Below are 19,425 nucleotides of genomic sequence, written 5' to 3' on the forward strand. Positions count from 1 at the left end.
TCGGTGTCCGGGTCAGGGGGAGGCGAGTACACCGGTGATCTCCCGCAACTTGGCGGCGGTCAGGGAGGGTTGGGCGACGGCGTCGGCCGCCTCCTTCCAGTGTGGCGCACCGGAGGCGGCGAGAAGGACGTTTGTCACTCCTGGGCATGACGCGACGGCGAGGACGCACGCCTGTGCGGGGGTCAGGCCTGGCCGGATGAGGTCGGCGAGCTCCTGGTCGACCATGGCGGGGAGTTCCCCGCCGTGCAGCGGGGCCGACGCCATCACCCGCAGTCCCGCGCCGGCGGCGGCCGGGAGCGGTCCCCGGCCGTGGAGAGCCTGCACGATCGGCGTCATCATCACCAGGCTGACCGGGAGCTGGACGACGGCCAGGTGGTGCTGTCCGCCGGCGGCTTCGGCGGCCAGGGCGAGCAGCTCCCCCACCGTGAACGCCTCCTCCTCCAGGCCCGCCCACGTGGCGACGCCGTACCCCGCCACATGCCCGGCCGCGACCTCTTCCTCCAGGACGGCGAAGGCGTCCCGGATCGCGTGGTGCAGGGCGAGGCGGTCGCCGGGGTGGGCGCGCTCGGGATTGTGCAGCAGGACCATGTCCAGCCGGTCGCGCCCGAGCTGCTCGCGGTTGCGGCCGGTCTGCCAGCGCACGTAGTCGGGGGCGAGGCTGTGCCCGGCGGCGGCCTGATCCTGGTTGAGGACACCGTCGTACACGGCGTCGGTGCCGGTGGCTGCGGTGAAGTACCCCGTCTTGGTGGAGACGTTCAGCAACGGGTGAGTGGCCAGGACAGGGGCCAGCAGGATCTGTGCGCGGCCGGTGGCGTAGTTGGGGGCCGTGTCGACCCACTGCGCGCCGGAGGCGGCCGCACGGACGGCCGCCTCCGGGATCGCCCGGCACCGGTAGGTACCGAGGGCGAGTTGTGCGGTCACAGCAGGCTCCCCACCGTCGCGGCCTGCCCGGCAACGAGCTCCTGGACCAGGGCGGCGACGTCCTCCAGGGCGAGGCCGGCCGTGTCGGCGAGCGTGGCCAGGTCCACGGTTCGGCCGTCGGCCAGCGGGCGCAGCACCGCTTCCGCCTCGGGCGCGAACTCGTACACGGTCCCGGCGGCGGACAGCGTCACCGTGTCCTCGCCGACGTCCAGCACCGCGCGGGCGGTCGTCAGCCGGACCCGCAGACCGCCGTCGACGGGGACGGTGTCGATGTACGGCAGGCTCGGCACCATCCGGCCCACGGCCTGCCCGTCCATCGCCGCCCGGTAGCGGGCGAGCAGCCCGGGATCGTCGAGCAGTTCGGCGAGCCGCTTGCGCATCCCGTCCACGGCGTCGGCCTGGACGTCCGGCAAGGCGAGCAGCGGCAGATCGCGCCTCCAGTCTTCGTACGTGAGCAGCTGCTCGGACACCCACGCCATCAGGTCAGTTGCCGTGTGGGTCTGCAGGCCGCAGGTGACGTGCAGGGAGCGGGTGCCCTGGTCGGCGGAGACCGCGTGCCACACGCCGCGCGGCACGTACAGGACGTCGCCCGGCCACAGGACCAGGTCGGCGACCGGCTCGGTGGGCGCCTCGCCCAGGTCCTCGATGTCGCGGTAGAGCGGGTAGGGGCGGGTGGTGCCGTAGATCCGCCAGCGCTTCGCGCCGTCCAGCTGGACGATGACGGTGTCGTGGTCGTCCCAGTGGATGCCGAAGCCCTCGGTAGCACTCCAGGAGGCGTAGAGGTTCGCCTGCACGCGGGTGTGCAGCTCACGCTCGATCGCTTCGCAGAGGCGGGCGATCGGCGGGTGGAGTTCGTCGACGCTGTCCAGGGCGAGGGAGGCGCCCTCCTTCAGCCGGGCGTGCAGTTCGGCCGGGTGGAGGCGGTGCCACACCGTGTGGCGGCGGGTGGCCACCGGCGTGGTGTAGCCGCCGACCAGCAGCGTCTCGCCGTCGCGGGACAGCCGCATGTGCGGCGGCTCCAGGCGGTGGCTGGCCAGGATCTGGTTGAGGTCGTCGAAGGACATCAGCCCGGCGACATCGAGGGCGCCCGGTACGTGGCGGTGTTCGCGGTGCAGTGCCTGGGCGAGGAAGTCCTCGCCCAGGCACGCCGCGATGGACAGGTGCGTCATCGCGTCAGGGCTCCCGATCCGTCAGTCGTTGCCGTCGCTCTTGCCGGTGCCGCCGCCGTCCGAGGGGATGGCGTTGCGGCCCCGGGCGGCGACGATCGACCGGCGGGAACGGACCAGACCGCCGGTCGACGGCCCGGACGTGGCGGGCGGGGGCTGGACGGGACTCTGCATGAGGCCCCTCCTTCTGATCGGTCGGCCGAGCCCTGACGGCACGGCCGCGACACCCGCTAGTACAGCCACGAGAACGGCTGGCGATAACCCCGTCATGGGGCCCCCATGGTGGGTATGGTCGTCAGGCTGACGCAGCGTCATTCCACGAGCTTTCAGGGGGACTTGTGGACGACTTACCGCCGTCACCCGCCCAGATGCCGCACTGTCTGCTGGCCGACCCCACGTTCGTGAGGGCCCTGCGAGAGCGCGACTTCACCACGGTGTTCGCCATGGCGCACGACGAGGGGATCTCCTACAACCGGATCGCGGAGGCGTGCGCGCTCAAGTCCGAGCGAGTCAGCCAGATCGCCCGGGGCGCCGCGGCTGTCACCGCGCTGGCAACTGTCAAGCGAATCTCCGGCGGTCTGCGCATTCCCGGTGCCCTCCTGGGGCTCGCTGCGCAACCCTGGGAGGACACCGCCGCCCTCGGCACGGAGTCCGACCATGGAGATGACCCGATGAAGCGCCGCAACATGCTGCGTGGCGCGCTCGCCGCCGGCCTCACCGCCCCGGCACTCGCCGCCCTCACCGCCGCCCGGACCGACGTCGACCAGACCCTCTCCCCCGACACGCCCCAGGACCTGGCCGACCTCGAGGCCGCAGCCGAGAGCTACGGGTACGGCTACCACGGCCAAGCCCTCACGCGTGTCCTGGCCGATCTGGTCTCGGACTTCGCCGGTCTGCGCCCGCTGCTCACCATCCCGCAGCCCGCACCGGTCCGGGCCAGGTTGTGCCGGACGGCCGGGCAGATGGCCGGGATGACCGCGATCGTCTTACACGACCTGGGCAGCCGGAAGGAGTCCCGCGCGTGGTTCGCCACCGCCGCCCGGGCCGCCGCCGAATTTGGCGACCAGCAGCTGCATGCCTGGGTCCTCGCCCGTGAGGCGATGGTGCCGCTCAACTACGGCGCTCCGAGGGCAGCGGCCAGCCTCGCCGAACAGGCTCGACGCATCGCCGGCACCCGGCCGACCGCTGCGGCGACGCTGGCGGCCGCGGTCGCCGCCCGCGCCTACGCCCTCAACCACCAGAGCGAGCAGGCCCGCCAGGCGCTCGCCGACGCCGACGCCCTCATGGAACGGCTCCCCGAGGGCGAGCGGTCGGACACCTGGCTGACGTACGGCGAGCAGAAACACCACGTCCACCTCAGCCACGCCTTCACCACGCTCGCAGACACCCGCCGCGCGAACGAGAGTCAGCAGCGCGCCCTGGAACTGTCCGCGCCGACCAGCACCATGACCCGCACCCTGCTGACCATCGACGGCGCCGCCTGCTCCCATCACGACGGCGACACCGAGCAGGCGTGCCGTCGTACGGTCGACGCCCTGACCGGACTACCCGGCGACTACCGCACCGGCCTGGTCCGCCGCCGCGCCCTGGACCTGTACGAGGCGATCCCCGCACAGCACCACCGCGAGCGCGCTGTACGGGAACTACGCGACGTCGTAGCTAGCTGACAATGACCGCTTCCACAGCGGGGACCCGACAGCCAGATGGGCTGGGCGGGTGAATGACAGGCCCGTGGCGTACCGACCTGCCGGGCAGCCGGTTGTGGGGTCAGCGGACCAATCGGCCCGCGCACGGGCCACGTCTGCGAGGCACATCATGGGACGTCACAAGCAGCACAAGCCGCTCCGCCCACGGGGCGAGAGCGACCGGCCAGCCACGGAGTGGTTCGGCACGGCGTTCCACTCCACCGAGGGAATGCAGCACCTGGACGTTCGCCAGTCCGGCAACGGCATCCTGATCACCTCCTCCCCTGCGGAGATCGACGGCGCTCCGGCCTCGTGGGCGCTGCGTGTGCGCAACGATGACGACGGCCAGGGGCTGAACGAGTTGGGCGCGGCCCTGGCTGCCGGGCGAGGGCACGGTCAGGTCATGTTCGAGGGGCCTGGACACAGGACCGTCCTGGCGTTCATGCCCAACCACCCCGAGGACGGCGTCGGCACGCTGGCCCGGGTCCGCACGAGCGACGGCGCGGACGGCCACGTCGTCTTCGAGCGGAGCGCGGAACGGCCTATGGGGCTGTGGGCCGAAGCCGGGGAGGGACTCCTGCGGATCGTGCCGCTGCTCGGTCCGGACGCGCCGCCGGCGGACGAACTCGAGGACTGCCGACTGTGCCCCGGCTGCTACCGGCCCGTCTACGAGAGCTCTTCCTCGCACACCCTGATCGGGGCCGGTCCGATGCCGGTGATCGGGCTGTGCAGGCTGTGCGCCGAAGGCATTACGCTTCGCTCGCTGCGCCAGGCCGACGTTCCCGTCGACCCGCAGCAGCGCGCCGTTCTTGAGACCGTGGCCGCCGCCATGGCGTAGCCGGGTCTTCGGTGCCCGTTCCGCCCACCGGGCCGGACGTCGGGCAGCCCCCTTCGTGGCGGGAGCGTGCCCGGCGTCGCGCGCCGTCAGCGGCCAGCGGGTTCGGGGTAGCGCTCGCGGCGCCGATACGGGTCGTCGACGCCGATCTCGTACCAGGGCTCGCCGCGTTGGAGCCAGGGCAGAGTGTTCACCCAGACCCCGACGGCGATGCCCTTCACGTCGTCGGCGAGCGCCTTCAGGCGGTTGTCGAGCAGGCGCTCCTCCTTGCCCGCCAGGACGACATGCAGCCGCGGGAAGGTCTGGGAGCGGGTGTAGCGGTGGCGCTGCCAGAACGGGAACGTGTTGCCGATCGTGCCGCGGGCTCCTTCCCAGACGCGGTGCCCGGCGTAGCGCTCGTAATCCCAGACCTCACGTGCGAGCCGGGCCTGGGACATCGTGCCGTTGTCGAGCTCGAAGAGGCGCACCTCGCTGGTCTTCGTCGGCAGGGCCAGGACTGCATCGGTGTTGAGGCTCAGGCCGGTCTCCTTGATGGCGTGGTTGACCTCCACCTGCCAGTCGGTCAGGTGCTTGCGGCCGCCGTAGGCGAGGATCATGTCCGTCACCGCGACGCCGTGCGGACCGAACCCGGCCTTCACCGCCTTCGCTCCAGTGCCAGCCTTCGGTCGGGAAGGCAGCTCGTTGCCGTCGGCCAGAGCCTTCTGCCCCGCCGGAGTCAGGTTCCAGATCGGGTGCCGTCCGGCCTTGCCGTTCGTCTCCGACAGCCCCAGCTCCGCCAGCCTGTTCATCGCCCTGCGCACGTACGACCGGCCGTCGGCATCCTCCGCCGTGATCACCTCAGCCATCTGCCGCACCGTGGCTATCCGAACGCACCCCAGCATCCGCAGCGCATCGGCCCGTACCTTCCCGGCCGTGGGAGTGGACTTCTTCCCCTTCGCCGGTGTCTCAGGGGAAGGGAGAGAGGTGTCAGCGTGCCGGGACGCCCCTTGTCGGGTGGTGTGAGCTGCGGTGATCGGGACGACGTTGGAATCGTTCGCGGCACCGTTCACGGCACTGGATTCCGGGCCGCCGGGCGGGCGTTCAGCACCCCTTGTCCAGGTTGGGCGCGGCTCCGGTTCGGGCTGCCGGGCGCTGCTGGTGTACGTCATGACGAGCTCCTCACGCAGGTGACGCGGGGGTCCGGATGGAAGTCCCCCGTCACCTGGTAGAGGTGTGGCGAAAGTCGACGGTGTGACACTCCACTGAGTGCCGTTACCGAGCCGTGATCGTCAGGCAGGTGCGGTTGTCCCGTGACATCGAAGTTGGACCGTTTGCCATCGAAGATGGACCGACGCGGGGCGCTATCTGCGGTCAGCGCTGACCGCGCCGTGCCTCCCGGATGGCGCGGATTTGTTGGGCATCTCGCTGCTCGGCGCGCTGTCGAGACCGTGCTACCAGGGGGCCCATCACTGCCCACACTGCCGAAATGAGTAGGCATCGGGCCGCGAAGTCCCACCCCCACGCCATGTCGCCCGCCCACGTCATAGCAGTGCTCATCGCGACTCCCGTCGCCACCGATGCACCGATCCGTTTCCACCACCGCCCCATATCCAGCGGCTACCCACTCAGGTGCCGCAGGAGCGCCTGCGAGCAGTCCAACTCCGATGGCGAACGGTCCAGATTCGTTGACACGGGACAGCGGTTGACCTCTCGCAGCGAAGGTTGAGCGTTGTCATTGAAGGTTGGTGACCGCTAGGTTTCTCACCGAAGGTTGAGTGATCGTTTAAGGCTGGCTGTCTGGGGAGACGGTGGGGGAACCGATACGCGCGTACGGCGATCCTGCGCTGAGCTCCTTTGACCTGGACTTCTTCGACGGCGGCCGGCGTCTTCGCACCTCGTTGGGCTCCGGGTGGGATGTCCGGTTCGAGGACGTAGCGCCCGTACGCGGGTTCCGGTGGAACAAGGGTGGCCGCAGTTTCGCGGGGTGGTACTACGCGGTGACCACGGGCGGTCATGTGGGCTACGAGTCGTGGCTGGAGCGGGACCGGCTGATTCTGCTGGACTTCGCCCCGGACGTGGTGGGGATCGCCTCACAGCCGTTCTGGCTCCACTGGCGCGAGGCGGAAGAGAAGCGGCGGCACGCGCCCGACTACTTCGTACGGCTGGCCGACGGCGGCGCCCGTGTGGTCGATGTCCGTGCCGAGGACGATGTCGACGAGCGGACCGCGGAAGCGTTCGCCGCGACCGAGCGGGCCTGTTCGGCGGTGGGGTGGGAGTTCGCGCACGTCGGTGTCCCGGATCCGGTGTTCATGGCCAATCTGCGGTGGCTGGCCCGCTACCGGCACGGGCGGTGCGGCCGTGAGACCGATGTCGCCGAGCGTCTGGTGGAGATATTCCGGCAGCCTCAAGGGCTGCGGGCAGGAGCCGAAGAGACCGGGAACGTTCTGCGTGTCCTGCCCGTGCTGTGAGCACTCACTCAACCTTCGCTGAGAACCGCCCAAACTGCGGCAGGTCACCCTGGCTCCGGCCTTTTCGCGGAGAACGCTCAAGTTGACATCTTGCTGTCCTCGGACGAGTTGGCGGTTGCCGACGGGACCACGAAGAAGACCAGTGCTGCAAGGACCGCCACGCTCGCTGCGAGTGCCAAAGTGCCTGGAAGAGACCAAGTCGCGACTGGTCCGGCAACTGCTGCCCCCAGGGCGAAGCCGGTGATCTTCAGGCTGGCGCCGGTGGTGAAGATCTGGCCTCGAAGGTGATCTGGGGCCTCCCGGTGGCGGACTGCGAACAAGGCGGCCAGTTGGGGTCCTTCGCCTATCCCCACGATGAGTACGGCCACGATGAGTACGACTGGTTGACCCCACGCGGCCAAGGCCAGCGCGGCAGCCTGGACAAGGGCACTGGCCCAGATGATCGTGTCGGGGGCGACTGAACGCGGAAACCGAGCGAGTACGGCGTTGGCCACCAAAGCTGAGATCGCCACGCAGGAGAGCAGCACCGCGCCGCGGCTGGCCCCGCCCAGAACACGTTCGCCGAGGAGCGGGATGCACGCCATCAGTACTCCCTGGGCGATGCAGGAGATGGTCGAGGTGAGAGTGGCTCGGGCCAAGGACGGTCTTCCGACGATGACCCGAACTCCGGCAACAAGGTCGCTAGTCACCGAAGTTGCCCGCACTCCCAGCACTCGACCGGGACGGGCGGGCAGCATCCACGCGGCGGGCAGCGCCAAGGCGATGAGCACCACTGAGACCACCACGGCCATTGGGGCGCCCAGTGCCTCTGCCACGCCGCCAGCGAGAGCCGGACCAGCCAGACTCGCCATATTGAACGTCATGGCATCGAGCGCATTCGCCCGAGGCAGGTGGTCACCCACCACCACACGCGGAAGTTGGGCCGTCCATCCGCCCGACAGGGCCGGCCCCAGCAGTCCTGTCACCGCTGCGATCAAGATCGTGACAGCGAACGGCCACCGCCCTAGTCCCCCAAGGATCATCCCCAGCCCCACCGCATACAGGACGAGGGCCCTAGCCAGCATGCGGCCCGGCCGATCTGCTCTGTCGAGGAGCGCCCCGAGCAGCGGCCCCCCTACTGCGGCAGAGATCGTGATGCCCGCGAGCAGCGACGACGCGGCGATGGTCGATCCGGTCAAAGCAAATGCTGCCAGCATCAGCGCCGGTCCTGACATCTCGTCCCCAGCACGGGCTGCCACTGCTCCGACGAGATAGAACCGGAGTGAGTAACGCTTTCCCATTAGCAGGACGTTACGGAGGTAACTCAAAACTTCGCAAGATACGTTACATTCCACAGGTGTCATCCCACAGCGACGATTGGTCCACCCGGCACTCCGTGCTGACCACAGCCCGGCGCACCGCCGCCCTGATCAACACCCTGGCTGACGACTGCCCCGACCCGGCTGACGTCGCCGACGTGCTCCGCGCATACGGCGAGACCGACCCCCTCGACCTCACCACCCGCGATGTCGCAGAGATGCAGGCAGCTGCCTCCCTGCTGCGGCCAGTCTTCGCCGCCGAACACGCCGATGACGCCGCGGCCGCCCTCAACCAGCTCTTGACGGACCACACCGGACCGCTCCGCCTGACCTCACACAGCGGCAGCACCCCCTGGCACCCCCACCTCGACCGCGAGGACAACGCCCCCTGGGACGAGTGGCTCCTCGCCTCGTCCTGCATGGCCCTGACCGTTCTCGTCTGGGACCGTCAACGTCCGCCCGGCAGGATCTGCGCATCCCCCACCTGCCAAAACGTCTTCATCACCCAGGGCAGCGGTCCGGAGCGTCGCTACTGCTCCCGCCGATGCGCGACCCGCGAACGAGTCGCAGCCCATCGACGCTCCCGCTCCGCCGAGCAGCCGAACGAAGCCACATAGGGCGCCAAGGTCCAGCGCAACATCGCTCAACCTTCGATGAGAATCACTCAACCTTCACTGCGACGGGTCAGCGGTTGTCCAGTGACAGTGAAGTTGGAACATCTGCCATCGGAGTCGGACCGAATTGGCGGCCAAGGTGGTTTGTGCAGCGTTCAGGAGCCGGCCCGGTGCCAGGGCGCGTCGGGTCGGGTGGGGACGGCGTCGGGGGCGAGCCGCAGCGCGTACACCGGCCGGCCGCCGGGGACAGGCCCGAGGTATTCGTGCCCGGTCATGTGGCACCAGGCCGGGAGATCGAGGGGGGCGGCCGGGTCGGTGGCGAGGACATGGACGACCGTGCCGGGTCCGGCGGTGGCGATGCGGAGGCGGAGGCGGAGGCGGAGGCGGAGCAGGAGTGTCACGCAGAGCAGGCCGGTGCCGTCGACGGTGATGTCCGCGGCGGGTATCGGCTTGGGGGTCACCGGGGCAGGGTCTGGGTGACGCGCCACAGGCGGCGGGGCAGGTCGCCCTCCTCGAAGGCGTGGACCTCGTTCAGGGTCCAGCCGTCGGCGAGGGCGTCGACCAGGGCGCGGTCGAAGAAGTGGACGGCGAAGCCGCCGTGCTCGTAGATGTCGTCGCCGTGCGCGGTGCCCGCGCCGTAGTGGGCGTCGCCCGTGTGCCGGACGGTGTAGACGAGCACGCCGCCGGGCCGCAGGACACGGCGGATCTCGCCCACCGCCGCGTGAATCTCCCGGGTGGACAGCGCCATGCAGAGCAGCATGTGCGCGAACACGGCGTCCACGGAGCCGTCCGGAAGCGGCAGCGCCTCGCGGACGTCATGGACGGCGGTGGTGACTTGCTCCGCGACGCCCTGGGCGTGAGCGGCCTCCCGCAGCTGCTCCAGGCCGACGGGGCTGAAGTCGGTGGCCTGCACGGTGAAGCCTTCGCGAGCGAAGTAGAGGGCGTCCCGGCCATGGCCGGCACCAAGCTCCAGCACCTCACGCGCGCCGGCGGCCCTGAACACCTCCGCGGCATGGACCGCGGGCGCGGAGGGCTGCTCGCCGTACATGCCCGGGTGGGCGGCGTAGGTGCCCTGCCAGTGCTCGCGCTGCGCGCCCGCCAGGTCGTTTTCGATGTTCGCCACGCCGCAGCGCCTTCCTGTTCCAATCCACGGCCAATGCCCGGGTCAGCTTAGGACCCCGGTCTCCCAGCATCCGATGTCGGTTCGTGCCCGTGCCCCCCATGGACAGCAGCAGGCCCCGACGGTGTGCTCGCCGGAGCCCGCTGTGTTCGGTGGGCGCGGTTCAGCCGCAGCAGTCGCAGCCGGGGCGGCACCCGCAGGTGTCGCTCTGCTCGGCACCGGCAGGCGGCACCGCCGCGGCCGGGGCCGCGCAGCAGCCCTTGCCCTGCCAGGCGTCGCGGCCTTCCTTGACGGCGATGGCGGCAATGACGAGGGCGGCGATGGGATCGGCCCAGGACCAGCCGAGGGTGGCATTGAGGACCAGGCCGACAAGGAGCACGGCGGACAGGTACGTGCACAGCAGGGTCTGCTTGGAGTCGGCGACCGCGCTGGCGGAGCCGAGTTCGCGTCCGGCCCGGCGCTGGGCGGCGGACAGGAACGGCATGACCGCGAGGGAGAGAGCGGCGATGACGATGCCGGGGATGGAGCGTTCGGCCTCGCCGGTGCCGGCCAACGCGCGGACAGCGTCGATACCGACGAACGCGGCGAGCGCGAAGAACGACACCGCGATGATCCGCAGCGTCCGCTTCTCCCGCGCCTCTCGGGTGGCGTGGTCGGAGGCGGAGAACTGCCAGGCGACCGCGGCGGCGGAGGAAACCTCGATGACGGAGTCGAGCCCGAAGCCGATCAGCGCGGTGGAGGAGACGATCGTCCCGGCGGTGATCGCGACGACCGCTTCGATGACGTTGTAGGTGATGGTGGCCGCGACCAGCAGCCGTATCCGCCTGGCGAGGACGTCGCGGCGGGCCGGGGAGGGGCCGATGCCGATGGATATCTCCGCGGTCATCAGCAACAGCCCTTCTGCTCCGCGTCCGCACACGTCTTGTCGGTTTCGACGGCGACCACGGCGGTGCGTAGGTCGTCCAGCGCGTGACCGAGGCGTTCGTCGGCGAGCTCGTAGCGGGTGCGCCGGCCCACCGGCACCGCGACGACAAGGCCGCAGTCGCGCAGACACGCCAGGTGGTTCGACAGCCGGGTCCGGGAGATCTCCAGAGCGTCGGCCAGGTCGGCGGGGTGGGCCGGCGCCTCTCGCAGGGTGAGGAGAATCCGGCAGCGGATCGGGTCGGCGAGGGCGCGGCCGAACCGCGCTAATACCTCGATGTCAGCAGCGAGAGTCAGCACACCCACGACAGTACACGGATTGCTGAATTCACCAAAGCCTGCACTATCGGAGTCCTCTGCCGCCTGCACAGCGGTCCAACCTCGATGGCGATCGGTCCAGGTTCCCTGTCACAGGACAGCAGTGCAGAGTTCGGAGACGATCGTGAACGAGGTCGTCACCATCGGGATCGCCATGGCCGGCGGCATCACCGCGTGCGTGGTCTGGCCGTGCGCCATGCCGTTGCGGATCTGCCGACCATAGTCGAGGTACTCCGCCTGCCGTGCCGTCAGGATCCCGTCGGCGGCGCCCTGCTTGATGAGCTGGTGCAGCGGCTTCTTGCCCGCCTCCGGGATCCGGTCGCGCAGCACGATCTTCACCGCGATCAGGGAGTGCATGACCGCCACCGTGGAGAACTCGTAGCAGTAGTACGACTGGCGCAGCAGCTCGCGGGCCGTACGCAGGACGGTCGCTGCAGCCTCGGGAGCGCCGACGGGCACGACCAGGTCCTCAACGAGGTCGTGCATGTCGGCGTAGCTGTCGGCGAAGTAGTGGGCGCGTTCGTCCGGGACCGGGAACGGCAGCCGCTGCGTGGTCATCCCCGCAGTCTCCCAGCGGCAGGCCCGGGCGGCAGCGGCTTTTCTTCCGACGGTCGCGCAGCGTGCCGGGACGGAGATTTCTCCCCACTGGAATGGGCGGAATGTCGCAGGTAGCGGAACTGGACAAGGGGCAACGCAGGCGCCAGCCAGGCGAGTCCACTCACCGTCGGTGCGCGGAATCTATCCACAGGCATCTGCTCTGAAGATCGCTTATGAGCCGCCGCGATCGGCGCGGCGCCCCGTACGTGAGGAGCCATCATGCCCACCACCAACATGCCGCTCGCCCCGATGACCCCGGACGCAGCCATCAGCGCGTTCAACTACCTCCGGGCCGTCCAGGCCGACGACGTCGAAGCCGCCCGCGAGTTCGCCAGCGGCGAGCCGCGGATGCCCGAGCTGCTCGTCGACGTCGTCGAACGGATCGTCGTCCCCGTCACCGCGTTGCCCGGCCCGGGGGCGTGCGAGCCGTGCGCGGACACTTTCGCCCTGGAGGCCCTCGGGCGCGTCTTCGTGACCTCGCTGCGGACCTGGGCGCAGGCCGGACCGGACACGGCGGAAGGCATCGCCCGCGCCGTCATCGACTTCGCCGCGCAGTTCCTCACCGACGACCACGAAGACGTCGCCGACACTCTGCGCCAGCTGGAGGCCGTCGGAGTGGGCCAGGCCCTCGATGCCCACCCCGCACCGGCCGGCTCGCACCCGGTGCGCCTGACCGCCGTGTAGGCGCACCCGATGCGCGCCACCGCCGCGCGACGCACCGCATCCCCCATCGTGGTGCGTTCCATCGGCATCGCCGCCACCGCACCGGACGCGCGCCACGACTGGGCAGGCTCCCCTATCACACACCCCCTTGACCACGACCTGATCGCCAGCCGAAACGGGCTGTGTCATGGGGAAACGTCCTCGGTGGCGGACCTGGTCAAGGGTCGGTGGGCGGTGGGTGCACCGGTGCGGTGCGGGACATCGGGTGCGGCGCCCCGGGCGCGCGGGAGAGTGCCAGGCATCGTCGAGTGGTGCGCCGCCGGATGCGGTGGCCCACATCGCGGTGCGCACCACGTGGCGTGCATCGTCATCCGGCGCACCGGAGTGGAGTCCACTCGGTGGATCCCATCGGGTGGACTCCACTGTGGCTTTGTTCACGAGTTGGGGTTCTGGCTCACTTTCCGTGGAGCGCTGACTGAGGGTGATGTCAGTGGTGTGTGGTGAGATGGCCCTCTGTTGCCGTGACCTGCTGGGAGACCGCCTCCATGCCCGTGTACTCGTCTCTGACTCACGCCCTGGCCGAGGCTTTGGTCGATGTCCTGCGGTTCATCGAGGGCTGTGACGACGAGCAGATGGATCCGGACGACGCAGTCAAGGTGCTGGAGGGCGTCGGACACCTGGTCAGCAAGCTGTCGAGTGGTCAGCGGAGCGAGTTCGTCGATCTCCTGGGGACAATGGCTGAAGCAGAGTCCGACCCAGCGCGGCGGGAGTTCCTGGAAGGATTCCCGGAAGGCTTCGGGCTCCTTGATGATGCGGTCTGACCTGGGGCTCACGAGTAGAGCAGGACGCGCTTGCGCAGGAGATCGAAGCCGGCCCGGCCGAACATCTGGCGCTTGAGCATCTTGATCCGGTTGACGTGTCCCTCGACGACGCCGGAGTTCCAGGGCAGGGTGAGGCCGGCGATGACGGCATCGCGGTCACGGTCGATGCCTGCGGCGAGGGTGTGCAGGCTGGGGAGGTCGTCTTGCCGGACGGCGTCGAGCCACTGCGGCAGCCGTTCGCCCTGGCGCTCGGTGAGCATCTGGCCGAAGGACCGGACGTGACGGGTGAGGGCGTCGAGTTCGGGGCAGTGGACCAGGACCGCCTTGAGCCGAAGGTGGTCGGTCTCTGTCAGGGACTCGGGGCGGCGGAGGATCCAGCCGGCGACGACGCGGGGTGACGGCGGCCGAGCGGTGACGGGGCTGGGAGAGAGCCGCTTCTCCCGGAAGTAGGCGCGAACGCGCTGATAGCTGCCCTGATAGCCGAGCGGCACAATCTCCTCCCACACTGCCCAGGCGTTCGTGCAGCCCTGGTTCCAGCGGTCATCCAGGTAGGGCTTGAACGCGTCGAGCTTGGACGGGCGACCCTGCCACTGCCCGTGGAAGAGGTCTTCCGGGGTGGCTGCGTCGGCGAAGAGTTTCACAGTGCGGGATGTCATGTGGAGCCGGCGGCCGATTGCCCTTCGGCTGAGCCCGGCGGCCAGTAGTTCGTGGATGGTTGCGTGCTTGGCGCGGGTGCGGTCTGCGAAGCGGTGGCCGGTGGGCCAGGGCGAGCCGGTAGGGTCTTGGACCTTGTCGGGCTCGGGGGCTGGCGGGGCAGGACCGGGTGCCAGAACCCGCAGGCAGCCCCGGTGGTCGGCGACGCATCGCTCGGCGGCTTCGCTCAGGTTGTGCCAGAGATGCCACCTGTCCGCCACTTGTAGCGCCTGGGGTGCCCCGGCAGTGGCGCCTTCGGCGAAGAACGGTGCGCGATCGCGGCAGACCACCTCGATCCCCGGCCGTTTCGCGAGCCAGGCTGCAAGGCTGGATGCCTCCCGGTCGGGCAGCAGGTCCACCGGCCGCCGGCTTTCAACGTCGACCAGGATGGTCCCGTAGTTGCGACCCTTGCGGGTCGCATACTCATCGACCCCGACCACCCGTGGGGCCGGAACCTGAGGGTCGGGCAATGCCTCGACCAGCCGTAGCACTGTGCTGCGGCTGACGGGCACTCCGAAGACTCTGGCCAGCCGGGCACCGGCCCGGCCGGCGAGCGCGAGCCCGACCGCGGCCAACGTCGACCGCAGCCGCTCGGTCCGCCTCCCGTAACGACGGGTTAACCCGGACAACTGTTCCGCGAAGGTCCGCCGTCCGCACGAGATGACCGGGCAGAGGAACCTGCGAACGCGTAAACAGAGCGCGACCCGCCTGCCCCCGCTGGGCACATCAGCAGGAAAGCGCAGGTAGGAACTGTGAATCCGCCGTGACCAGCTCCCACAGTCGGGACAGACGGCCCCAGCCACCGTGCTTCGGGCCACTATGTGTACCGCCTCGTCGTTCACGTCGACCGACAGCACCGCCACATCGGCGATCGACGGGAACAACAACTCCTCCAGCCGGAGCACCACTTCTTCCACGGGCCGAACTGTCAGCCACACCACACCCGGTACGGCTCAATTCCGGGCAACTTCCCCAAAGCTCGCTCGCTCGACAACCGTCACTCAGCGTGCATGCTCCACGGAAAGTGAGCCAGAACCATTTCTCATGAGCATCCGCGAGCCGGCTGATGACCAACCGCTGCCGAAACTCATCGACAAACGCTGCTGCTGAACGTGAACAAAGCCATCACTCCGACCAGCGCGTCCTGGCTGAACCTGGTGGAGCGGTGGTTCGCCGAACTCACGCAGAAGAAGCTCAAGCGTGGTGTCCACCGCTCCGTCCAGGCCCTCGAGCGAGACATCCGGTCCTGGCTCGCCGACTGGAACGAACACCCGCGGCCGTTCATCTGGACGAAGACCGCCGACGAGTTCCTCGACAAAGTAGCCGCCTACTGCCGACGAATCTCCGACTCAGGTCACTAGGTCCCGGCCCCGGACGGCGATGGGGTCTGACGGAGGAGCTCTACGCGGCATCGAGGTGCGGGCGTGGGAGTTCGGAGGACGGAGGTGATCGCGGGCAGAGGAGAACGCCTGAGGGCTGTCTTGCGAATGATCTCCCAGAGCGCGGACACGGCCCGGGCCTCAGCTGCGGCGGCCCGGACCGACCCCGGCCAGCCCCGTCCCGAGGAGGACGTATGCGGCGAGGGCCAGGACCGGTATGTGCCCGCCAGCCCGGTCGATGTCGTCGGTGAAGTACCCGGACAAAACCAACCAGATAAACCCACCGACGGCCACCAGCACTGTGTTGCTAGTCTCCCCCATCACCCGCATGCCGACCCACAGCAGAAGAGGCATGAGAACCCAGGAAGCGGCTGTGGTGAGCAGGAACTCGAAGGAGCCGGAGAACATCGCGTCTCCGCTCTCGGCTGCGCTGTCGCGTGCCCACGCGAAGCCGGCGGACATGAGGGTGTGGCAGGCGGCGGTGGCGGCGGCGACGGTGACGGTGCCTTTGGCGAATCGCACGTATCGCATGGTGGGAATCCTTGCTCTTTGCAGGCCGACGGGCCCCAACACGGATGCGTTGGGGCCCACGGATGTGAGCGGACGCTGACCAACCAGGTGGCCTGTCCTTCAGTTACTACAGGGCGCGCTCCAGGGCGTTGGCGTAGAGCCGGGCACCGGAGATCTTCGGGTGGAAGGGCTTCATCGACGGGTTGGGCGCATCGTTGTCCGCCTCGGACCGACCGTCGGTGACGATACCGTGGATGCTTTCGGGGTCACCGCAGATCGCCTTGCTTTGGAAGTCCGGCGCGGGGTCGACGAAGGTGGCTCCGACCGACGTCGCGGCGGCCTTCATCTCCTGGCTCAGCTTCGGAGCGACCTCGTCGTTCAGCCACGGCGCCTCCTCGGTTCCGATACCCGGGATGCAGTGACCGTTCCCGGACAGGAGCGGCGGGTAGCCCACGAGGTAGATCTTGGCCTGCGGCGCAAGGGTCTTGATCTCGTTGAGGACCTTGACGATCCTCGGCTTGACCTGGTTGGCGAGCCAGGTGGGCATGAAGTCCTTGAGCGGGCCGGTCATCTCGCCGGTCTTGTCGCCCGTGTCAGGGTTCCGCTTCTCGATCTCGGTGTTCTGGCAGAGGCTCAGTCCGGCCTTCCAGACGCATTCGTTGAACACGTCCGTGAACAGGGAGTCGTTACCGCCGACGGCGATGGTCACGATGTCCGTGTTCTGGTCGAGGTAACCGAGGTCCATCTGCGGCAGCGAGTCCCACTGGTTCTTGCCGCCCGTCCAGATGTTGTAGGTGCGGGCGCCGGAGCAGGCGATGAAGCTCAGGTCGACGTTGCCGTAGTCGTCGGAGATCGTACCGATGGACTGGGACCTGCCGGGCAGGGTCGCCTGCCGGATCCAGGCCTGCTTGGAGCGGTGGCACTTGTTGAGGACCTCGCTGTCGCCGAGGTCCTCCTTGTAGTCCGTCTCCCGGAAGTAGTCCTTGCCGCCCTCGTTGTCGGCGCCTTCGCCGGGTTCGTCGTCCTGCCCCGCCGCTGGGTGGTGGAGAGGTCGCTCGCCTGGATCATGCACGCCCGCCGTCACGCCCGAGACTACGAACGGCTCATCCAGCACTCGGAAACACTCATCACCTGGGCAGCGATCACCATCATGACCAGGCGCATCACCCGCCGGACCTCCCGCCGCAACGGCCAGCCGGCTTCCCGAGAAGCCGCACGAGACTGACTGATCGTCTTCAAGGACATCGTCATCTCCTTGGCCCGCGCTCGCCGCGAACCGCGCTGCCACACCGATACCTTGCCGCCCTTGCCACGGGCCAGCAAGGGACTGCATCTGGATTGCTGACCTGGGGCAAAGGCCCCGGTGACGCGTCACCACAACCCGGCGCAGGGGCGGGCCGACGCACGACGGCACCACTCAGCCCGTCCCAGCCGCGGTCACACCCCGGATGCTCCGTCGGCTCGAACCCGGGCCAGCACCTGGTCGGCCAACTCCTTGGTGGTTACTGAGGTTGAACTCGTGATGTCGTTGCTGGTTATCGGGGGTTGATCGTCAGTCCTGTCTCGGCGAGGCAGCCGTCTATGAGGTGGCTGCGGTACTGGATGTGGCGGAGTCCTCTTCGTGTGCGCTGCATGAGGTGCTCGGGGGTGGTGAAGGCGACATTGGAGAGCCAGCCGCGCCGCAGGAGGGACCAGATGCCCTCGACCGGGTTGAGGTCGGGTGCATAGGGCGGAAGGTAGTAGATGGTCAGCCAGTCTCGCGTCTCGGCGAACTCCCGTAGTCCCGCAGCTTTGTGGACGTTGAGGTTGTCCCAGACCAGGACGATGGGTCCGCCGGGCTGGGTGTGGGCGGCGATGAGCAGGTCGCGGTAGTCGCGCCAGGAGAAGCTCTTGCGTCCGTTGCGGTTGCCGTCGTCGCGGCGGGGACGGTAGATCAGACGCGACCTGTGGCCGGGTCTGTAGCAGGTCAACGCGGCGATGGAGATGCGTCTGCGGGAGCGGCCGCGGACCCGCACTACCGGGGTGCGTCCTCGCTGTGACCACGTCTTGGCGTGCGGCGGCGTCATGGAGAAGCCGGCTTCGTCCTCGAAGACGAGCCAGGCCCCATGGGCCGCCGCGAGCCTTCCGCGCGGGGCCACACCTCCTTGATCCAGCCGGCCCCTGCCTCCTCGTCCCGCTCCAGGGCCCGACGAGCGGGGATCTGGCACGACCAGCCGTTGCGGACCAGAAGCTTGCGCACCCCCTGGACCGTGTAGGTCATACGGAAGCGCCGACCGATCACCGTCTTGATCCGGACCAACGTCCAGCGCTGGTCATCCCAGCCATGCGCGGCCGGCCCCTTGGCGAGCTCCCGCTCCAGCTGGGCGAACTGCTCGTCACTCAACCGCGGCAGCGACGCCGGGCCGCTGGAGTTCAGGGCCTGCGAGCCGCCCTCGGCCCAGGCCCGGCGCCACCGCTGCACCGACCGAACGCCGACCCGCAACTCCTTGGCGACCACCGCGGTCGTCTCACCACGCTCGAACCGCTCGGCCGCCTCCAGCCGTAACCGTTCCCGGAACACCCGACGCTCGGCGGTCAGCCCGCCCCCTTGTGGATACCGCATCCCACGGTAATACCGCACAGAGCAAACCCCGGTCAGCCGAACACGACATCACGAGTTCAATCTCAGTAGGTGATGCTTGGAGTCGGCCCGGCCCCGGTCGACCGGCGACGGGCCCATGTGGATCCCCCTTTTAGGGCCCTGACGCGGGAGGAGTCGACCACGCAGCGGACCAGTCGAGCCGCGCTGCCGCGTTCAGCTCGGCCAGCAGCACCTCGTGCAGCCGTTGCCATACACCGGCCTCACTCCAGTCCCGGCGCCGGCGCCAACAGGTCATGCCCGAACCGAAGCCGAGCTCCTTGAGGAGGTGTTCCCACTGGATGTCGGTGTGCAGTACATACAGGATCCCGCACAGGACCTGCCGGTCCGGGACGGGCAGGCGGCCGGGGTAGCGGAACCGCCGCTCCTTCTTCGGGAGCAGCGGCTCGATCCGCTCCCACAAGTCATCCGGACGACCCACGGTGAAGTCCCCACGTCCAGTGGAACGCCCAACTCGCCCGTCAGGCACGGCTACCAGGGGCGATCCACCTCATTGTGTTAGCCGTTCTAACGAGCAGGCCAAACGCTGGATGACGGGCACCAGCCGGTGCTGCTACCGGTGCGCACCGGGTACGCAATACACCGCGTGGGCCACTGGTCAGTGGTGCATCCGCCGCACCCCGCTCTGTCCAGGAAGATCACACCGGTGAAAAGCAGCTCGCCAAGCGGCGGATCAACGATGATGCGAAGAGATAGGAAACCTGACCCTCTCCCGCTCATCAGCCGCCAGGATGTGGGCGTTTCCCCTGGTCAACGGCTCCTCCCCCACCCCGGCGGTTTCAGCGGAACCGGCGACAGC

At 69.0% G+C, this 19,425-nt stretch carries 21 protein-coding genes and 3 pseudogenes; 8 read left to right on the forward strand and 16 right to left on the reverse strand.

Annotation, left to right across the window (positions count from 1 at the left end; translation table 11 throughout):
• Window positions 1-12: 12 nt before the first annotated feature.
• Genes ACGFQC_RS24910 through ACGFQC_RS24920 form a run of 3 tightly spaced genes read right to left on the reverse strand, consistent with a single transcriptional unit; the run spans window position 13 to window position 2,261 of the window.
• Entirely contained in the window at window positions 13-921 is a 909-nt protein-coding gene (locus tag ACGFQC_RS24910; RefSeq protein WP_363091711.1) for an aldo/keto reductase, read from the reverse strand.
• On the reverse strand, window positions 918-2,090 hold the full coding sequence (locus ACGFQC_RS24915) for a cupin domain-containing protein (protein ID WP_363091710.1): 1,173 nt from the start codon (window positions 2,088-2,090) through the stop codon (window positions 918-920). Before ACGFQC_RS24915 ends, ACGFQC_RS24910 begins: the two co-directional genes overlap by 4 nt.
• 21 nt (window positions 2,091-2,111) lie before the next feature.
• Window positions 2,112-2,261 (reverse strand): hypothetical protein, encoded by a 150-nt coding sequence (locus ACGFQC_RS24920; protein WP_363091709.1) that lies wholly within the window; start codon window positions 2,259-2,261, stop codon window positions 2,112-2,114.
• A 164-nt stretch (window positions 2,262-2,425) separates the two neighbouring features.
• On the opposite strand from ACGFQC_RS24920, the gene ACGFQC_RS24925 reads away from it, so the two are divergent.
• Window positions 2,426-3,754 (forward strand): hypothetical protein, encoded by a 1,329-nt coding sequence (locus ACGFQC_RS24925; RefSeq protein ID WP_363091707.1) that lies wholly within the window; start codon window positions 2,426-2,428, stop codon window positions 3,752-3,754.
• A gap of 148 nt (window positions 3,755-3,902) precedes the next feature.
• Complete coding sequence (locus ACGFQC_RS24930; protein WP_363091706.1) at window positions 3,903-4,610, forward strand: hypothetical protein; 708 nt, start codon at window positions 3,903-3,905, stop codon at window positions 4,608-4,610.
• An 86-nt stretch (window positions 4,611-4,696) separates the two neighbouring features.
• Here the strand turns inward: ACGFQC_RS24930 and ACGFQC_RS24935 are convergent, their stop codons facing one another.
• Entirely contained in the window at window positions 4,697-5,755 is a 1,059-nt protein-coding gene (locus tag ACGFQC_RS24935) for a replication-relaxation family protein (protein ID WP_393288675.1), read from the reverse strand.
• Between the two features lie 639 nt (window positions 5,756-6,394).
• Here ACGFQC_RS24935 and ACGFQC_RS24940 point away from each other — a divergent pair.
• Window positions 6,395-7,054, forward strand: a complete 660-nt coding sequence (locus tag ACGFQC_RS24940; protein ID WP_363091704.1) for a TnsA-like heteromeric transposase endonuclease subunit — start codon at window positions 6,395-6,397, stop codon at window positions 7,052-7,054.
• Window positions 7,055-7,131: 77 nt separating this feature from the next.
• Here ACGFQC_RS24940 and ACGFQC_RS24945 read toward each other — a convergent pair whose 3' ends face one another.
• Entirely contained in the window at window positions 7,132-8,334 is a 1,203-nt protein-coding gene (locus tag ACGFQC_RS24945; protein WP_363091703.1) for an MFS transporter, read from the reverse strand.
• Window positions 8,335-8,390: 56 nt separating this feature from the next.
• Here ACGFQC_RS24945 and ACGFQC_RS24950 point away from each other — a divergent pair, with 56 nt between their 5' ends.
• Window positions 8,391-8,969, forward strand: a complete 579-nt coding sequence (locus tag ACGFQC_RS24950; RefSeq protein WP_363091702.1) for a CGNR zinc finger domain-containing protein — start codon at window positions 8,391-8,393, stop codon at window positions 8,967-8,969.
• 152 nt (window positions 8,970-9,121) lie between these two features.
• Here the strand turns inward: ACGFQC_RS24950 and ACGFQC_RS24955 are convergent, their stop codons facing one another.
• From ACGFQC_RS24955 to ACGFQC_RS24975, 5 genes are all read right to left on the reverse strand, one after another.
• Window positions 9,122-9,427, reverse strand: coding sequence for a sulfurtransferase TusA family protein (locus ACGFQC_RS24955; RefSeq protein ID WP_363091701.1), 306 nt, complete (start codon window positions 9,425-9,427; stop codon window positions 9,122-9,124).
• Complete coding sequence (locus tag ACGFQC_RS24960; RefSeq protein ID WP_363091700.1) at window positions 9,424-10,089, reverse strand: class I SAM-dependent methyltransferase; 666 nt, start codon at window positions 10,087-10,089, stop codon at window positions 9,424-9,426. Before ACGFQC_RS24960 ends, ACGFQC_RS24955 begins: the two co-directional genes overlap by 4 nt.
• Before the next feature lie 160 nt (window positions 10,090-10,249).
• Entirely contained in the window at window positions 10,250-10,972 is a 723-nt protein-coding gene (locus ACGFQC_RS24965) for a cation transporter (protein WP_363091699.1), read from the reverse strand.
• Window positions 10,972-11,307, reverse strand: coding sequence for a metalloregulator ArsR/SmtB family transcription factor (locus ACGFQC_RS24970; RefSeq protein WP_356685786.1), 336 nt, complete (start codon window positions 11,305-11,307; stop codon window positions 10,972-10,974). The genes ACGFQC_RS24965 and ACGFQC_RS24970 overlap by 1 nt, the downstream gene beginning before the upstream one ends.
• Window positions 11,308-11,415: 108 nt before the next feature.
• Entirely contained in the window at window positions 11,416-11,883 is a 468-nt protein-coding gene (locus tag ACGFQC_RS24975; RefSeq protein WP_363091698.1) for a hypothetical protein, read from the reverse strand.
• Window positions 11,884-12,141: 258 nt separating this feature from the next.
• On the opposite strand from ACGFQC_RS24975, the gene ACGFQC_RS24980 reads away from it, so the two are divergent.
• Both ACGFQC_RS24980 and ACGFQC_RS24985 read left to right on the forward strand, forming a co-directional pair.
• Window positions 12,142-12,606: a hypothetical protein gene (locus tag ACGFQC_RS24980; RefSeq protein ID WP_363091697.1), complete on the forward strand. Its 465-nt coding sequence runs from the start codon at window positions 12,142-12,144 to the stop codon at window positions 12,604-12,606.
• Window positions 12,607-13,130: 524 nt separating this feature from the next.
• Window positions 13,131-13,406 (forward strand): hypothetical protein, encoded by a 276-nt coding sequence (locus ACGFQC_RS24985; protein ID WP_363091696.1) that lies wholly within the window; start codon window positions 13,131-13,133, stop codon window positions 13,404-13,406.
• Between the two features lie 8 nt (window positions 13,407-13,414).
• Here the strand turns inward: ACGFQC_RS24985 and ACGFQC_RS24990 are convergent, their stop codons facing one another.
• Window positions 13,415-15,016: an ISL3 family transposase gene (locus tag ACGFQC_RS24990; RefSeq protein WP_363091695.1), complete on the reverse strand. Its 1,602-nt coding sequence runs from the start codon at window positions 15,014-15,016 to the stop codon at window positions 13,415-13,417.
• A 210-nt stretch (window positions 15,017-15,226) separates the two neighbouring features.
• Here ACGFQC_RS24990 and ACGFQC_RS24995 point away from each other — a divergent pair.
• Window positions 15,227-15,460, forward strand: a pseudogene (locus tag ACGFQC_RS24995) (IS630 family transposase); the annotation flags it as partial.
• Between the two features lie 159 nt (window positions 15,461-15,619).
• Here the strand turns inward: ACGFQC_RS24995 and ACGFQC_RS25000 are convergent.
• Both ACGFQC_RS25000 and ACGFQC_RS25005 read right to left on the reverse strand, forming a co-directional pair.
• Window positions 15,620-16,000, reverse strand: coding sequence for a hypothetical protein (locus ACGFQC_RS25000; protein WP_393288680.1), 381 nt, complete (start codon window positions 15,998-16,000; stop codon window positions 15,620-15,622).
• A gap of 115 nt (window positions 16,001-16,115) precedes the next feature.
• Window positions 16,116-17,102: an SGNH/GDSL hydrolase family protein gene (locus ACGFQC_RS25005; protein ID WP_393288682.1), complete on the reverse strand. Its 987-nt coding sequence runs from the start codon at window positions 17,100-17,102 to the stop codon at window positions 16,116-16,118.
• Here ACGFQC_RS25005 and ACGFQC_RS25010 point away from each other — a divergent pair.
• Window positions 16,998-17,213: pseudogene (locus ACGFQC_RS25010) on the forward strand (IS5/IS1182 family transposase); the annotation flags it as partial. The gene ACGFQC_RS25005 and the pseudogene ACGFQC_RS25010 overlap by 105 nt on opposite strands.
• Window positions 17,214-17,523: 310 nt before the next feature.
• Here ACGFQC_RS25010 and ACGFQC_RS25015 read toward each other — a convergent pair.
• From ACGFQC_RS25015 to ACGFQC_RS25025, 3 genes and pseudogenes are all read right to left on the reverse strand, one after another.
• Entirely contained in the window at window positions 17,524-18,054 is a 531-nt protein-coding gene (locus ACGFQC_RS25015; RefSeq protein WP_363091780.1) for a transposase, read from the reverse strand.
• A complete protein-coding gene (locus ACGFQC_RS25020; protein WP_363091692.1) occupies window positions 18,051-18,590 on the reverse strand; it encodes a winged helix-turn-helix domain-containing protein in 540 nt (179 codons plus the stop codon). Before ACGFQC_RS25020 ends, ACGFQC_RS25015 begins: the two co-directional genes overlap by 4 nt.
• 63 nt (window positions 18,591-18,653) lie before the next feature.
• A pseudogene (locus ACGFQC_RS25025) lies at window positions 18,654-19,047 on the reverse strand (transposase); the annotation flags it as partial.
• Window positions 19,048-19,425 lie beyond the last annotated feature (378 nt).

The sequence above is a fragment of the Streptomyces sp. NPDC048734 genome (genome assembly GCF_043198675.1).
Lineage (GTDB): Bacteria > Actinomycetota > Actinomycetes > Streptomycetales > Streptomycetaceae > Streptomyces.

Coding starts and splice junctions, on each gene's coding strand:
- ACGFQC_RS24915 (WP_363091710.1), bottom strand. CDS start 2,090: ATGACGCACCTGTCCATCGCGGCGTGCCTGGGCGAGGACTTCCTCGCC.
- ACGFQC_RS24920 (WP_363091709.1), bottom strand. CDS start 2,261: ATGCAGAGTCCCGTCCAGCCCCCGCCCGCCACGTCCGGGCCGTCGACC.
- ACGFQC_RS24930 (WP_363091706.1), top strand. CDS start 3,903: ATGGGACGTCACAAGCAGCACAAGCCGCTCCGCCCACGGGGCGAGAGC.
- ACGFQC_RS24935 (WP_393288675.1), bottom strand. CDS start 5,755: ATGACGTACACCAGCAGCGCCCGGCAGCCCGAACCGGAGCCGCGCCCA.
- ACGFQC_RS24945 (WP_363091703.1), bottom strand. CDS start 8,334: ATGGGAAAGCGTTACTCACTCCGGTTCTATCTCGTCGGAGCAGTGGCA.
- ACGFQC_RS24965 (WP_363091699.1), bottom strand. CDS start 10,972: ATGACCGCGGAGATATCCATCGGCATCGGCCCCTCCCCGGCCCGCCGC.
- ACGFQC_RS24975 (WP_363091698.1), bottom strand. CDS start 11,883: ATGACCACGCAGCGGCTGCCGTTCCCGGTCCCGGACGAACGCGCCCAC.
- ACGFQC_RS24980 (WP_363091697.1), top strand. CDS start 12,142: ATGCCCACCACCAACATGCCGCTCGCCCCGATGACCCCGGACGCAGCC.
- ACGFQC_RS24985 (WP_363091696.1), top strand. CDS start 13,131: ATGCCCGTGTACTCGTCTCTGACTCACGCCCTGGCCGAGGCTTTGGTC.
- ACGFQC_RS25015 (WP_363091780.1), bottom strand. CDS start 18,054: ATGACGCCGCCGCACGCCAAGACGTGGTCACAGCGAGGACGCACCCCG.
- ACGFQC_RS25020 (WP_363091692.1), bottom strand. CDS start 18,590: ATGCGGTATCCACAAGGGGGCGGGCTGACCGCCGAGCGTCGGGTGTTC.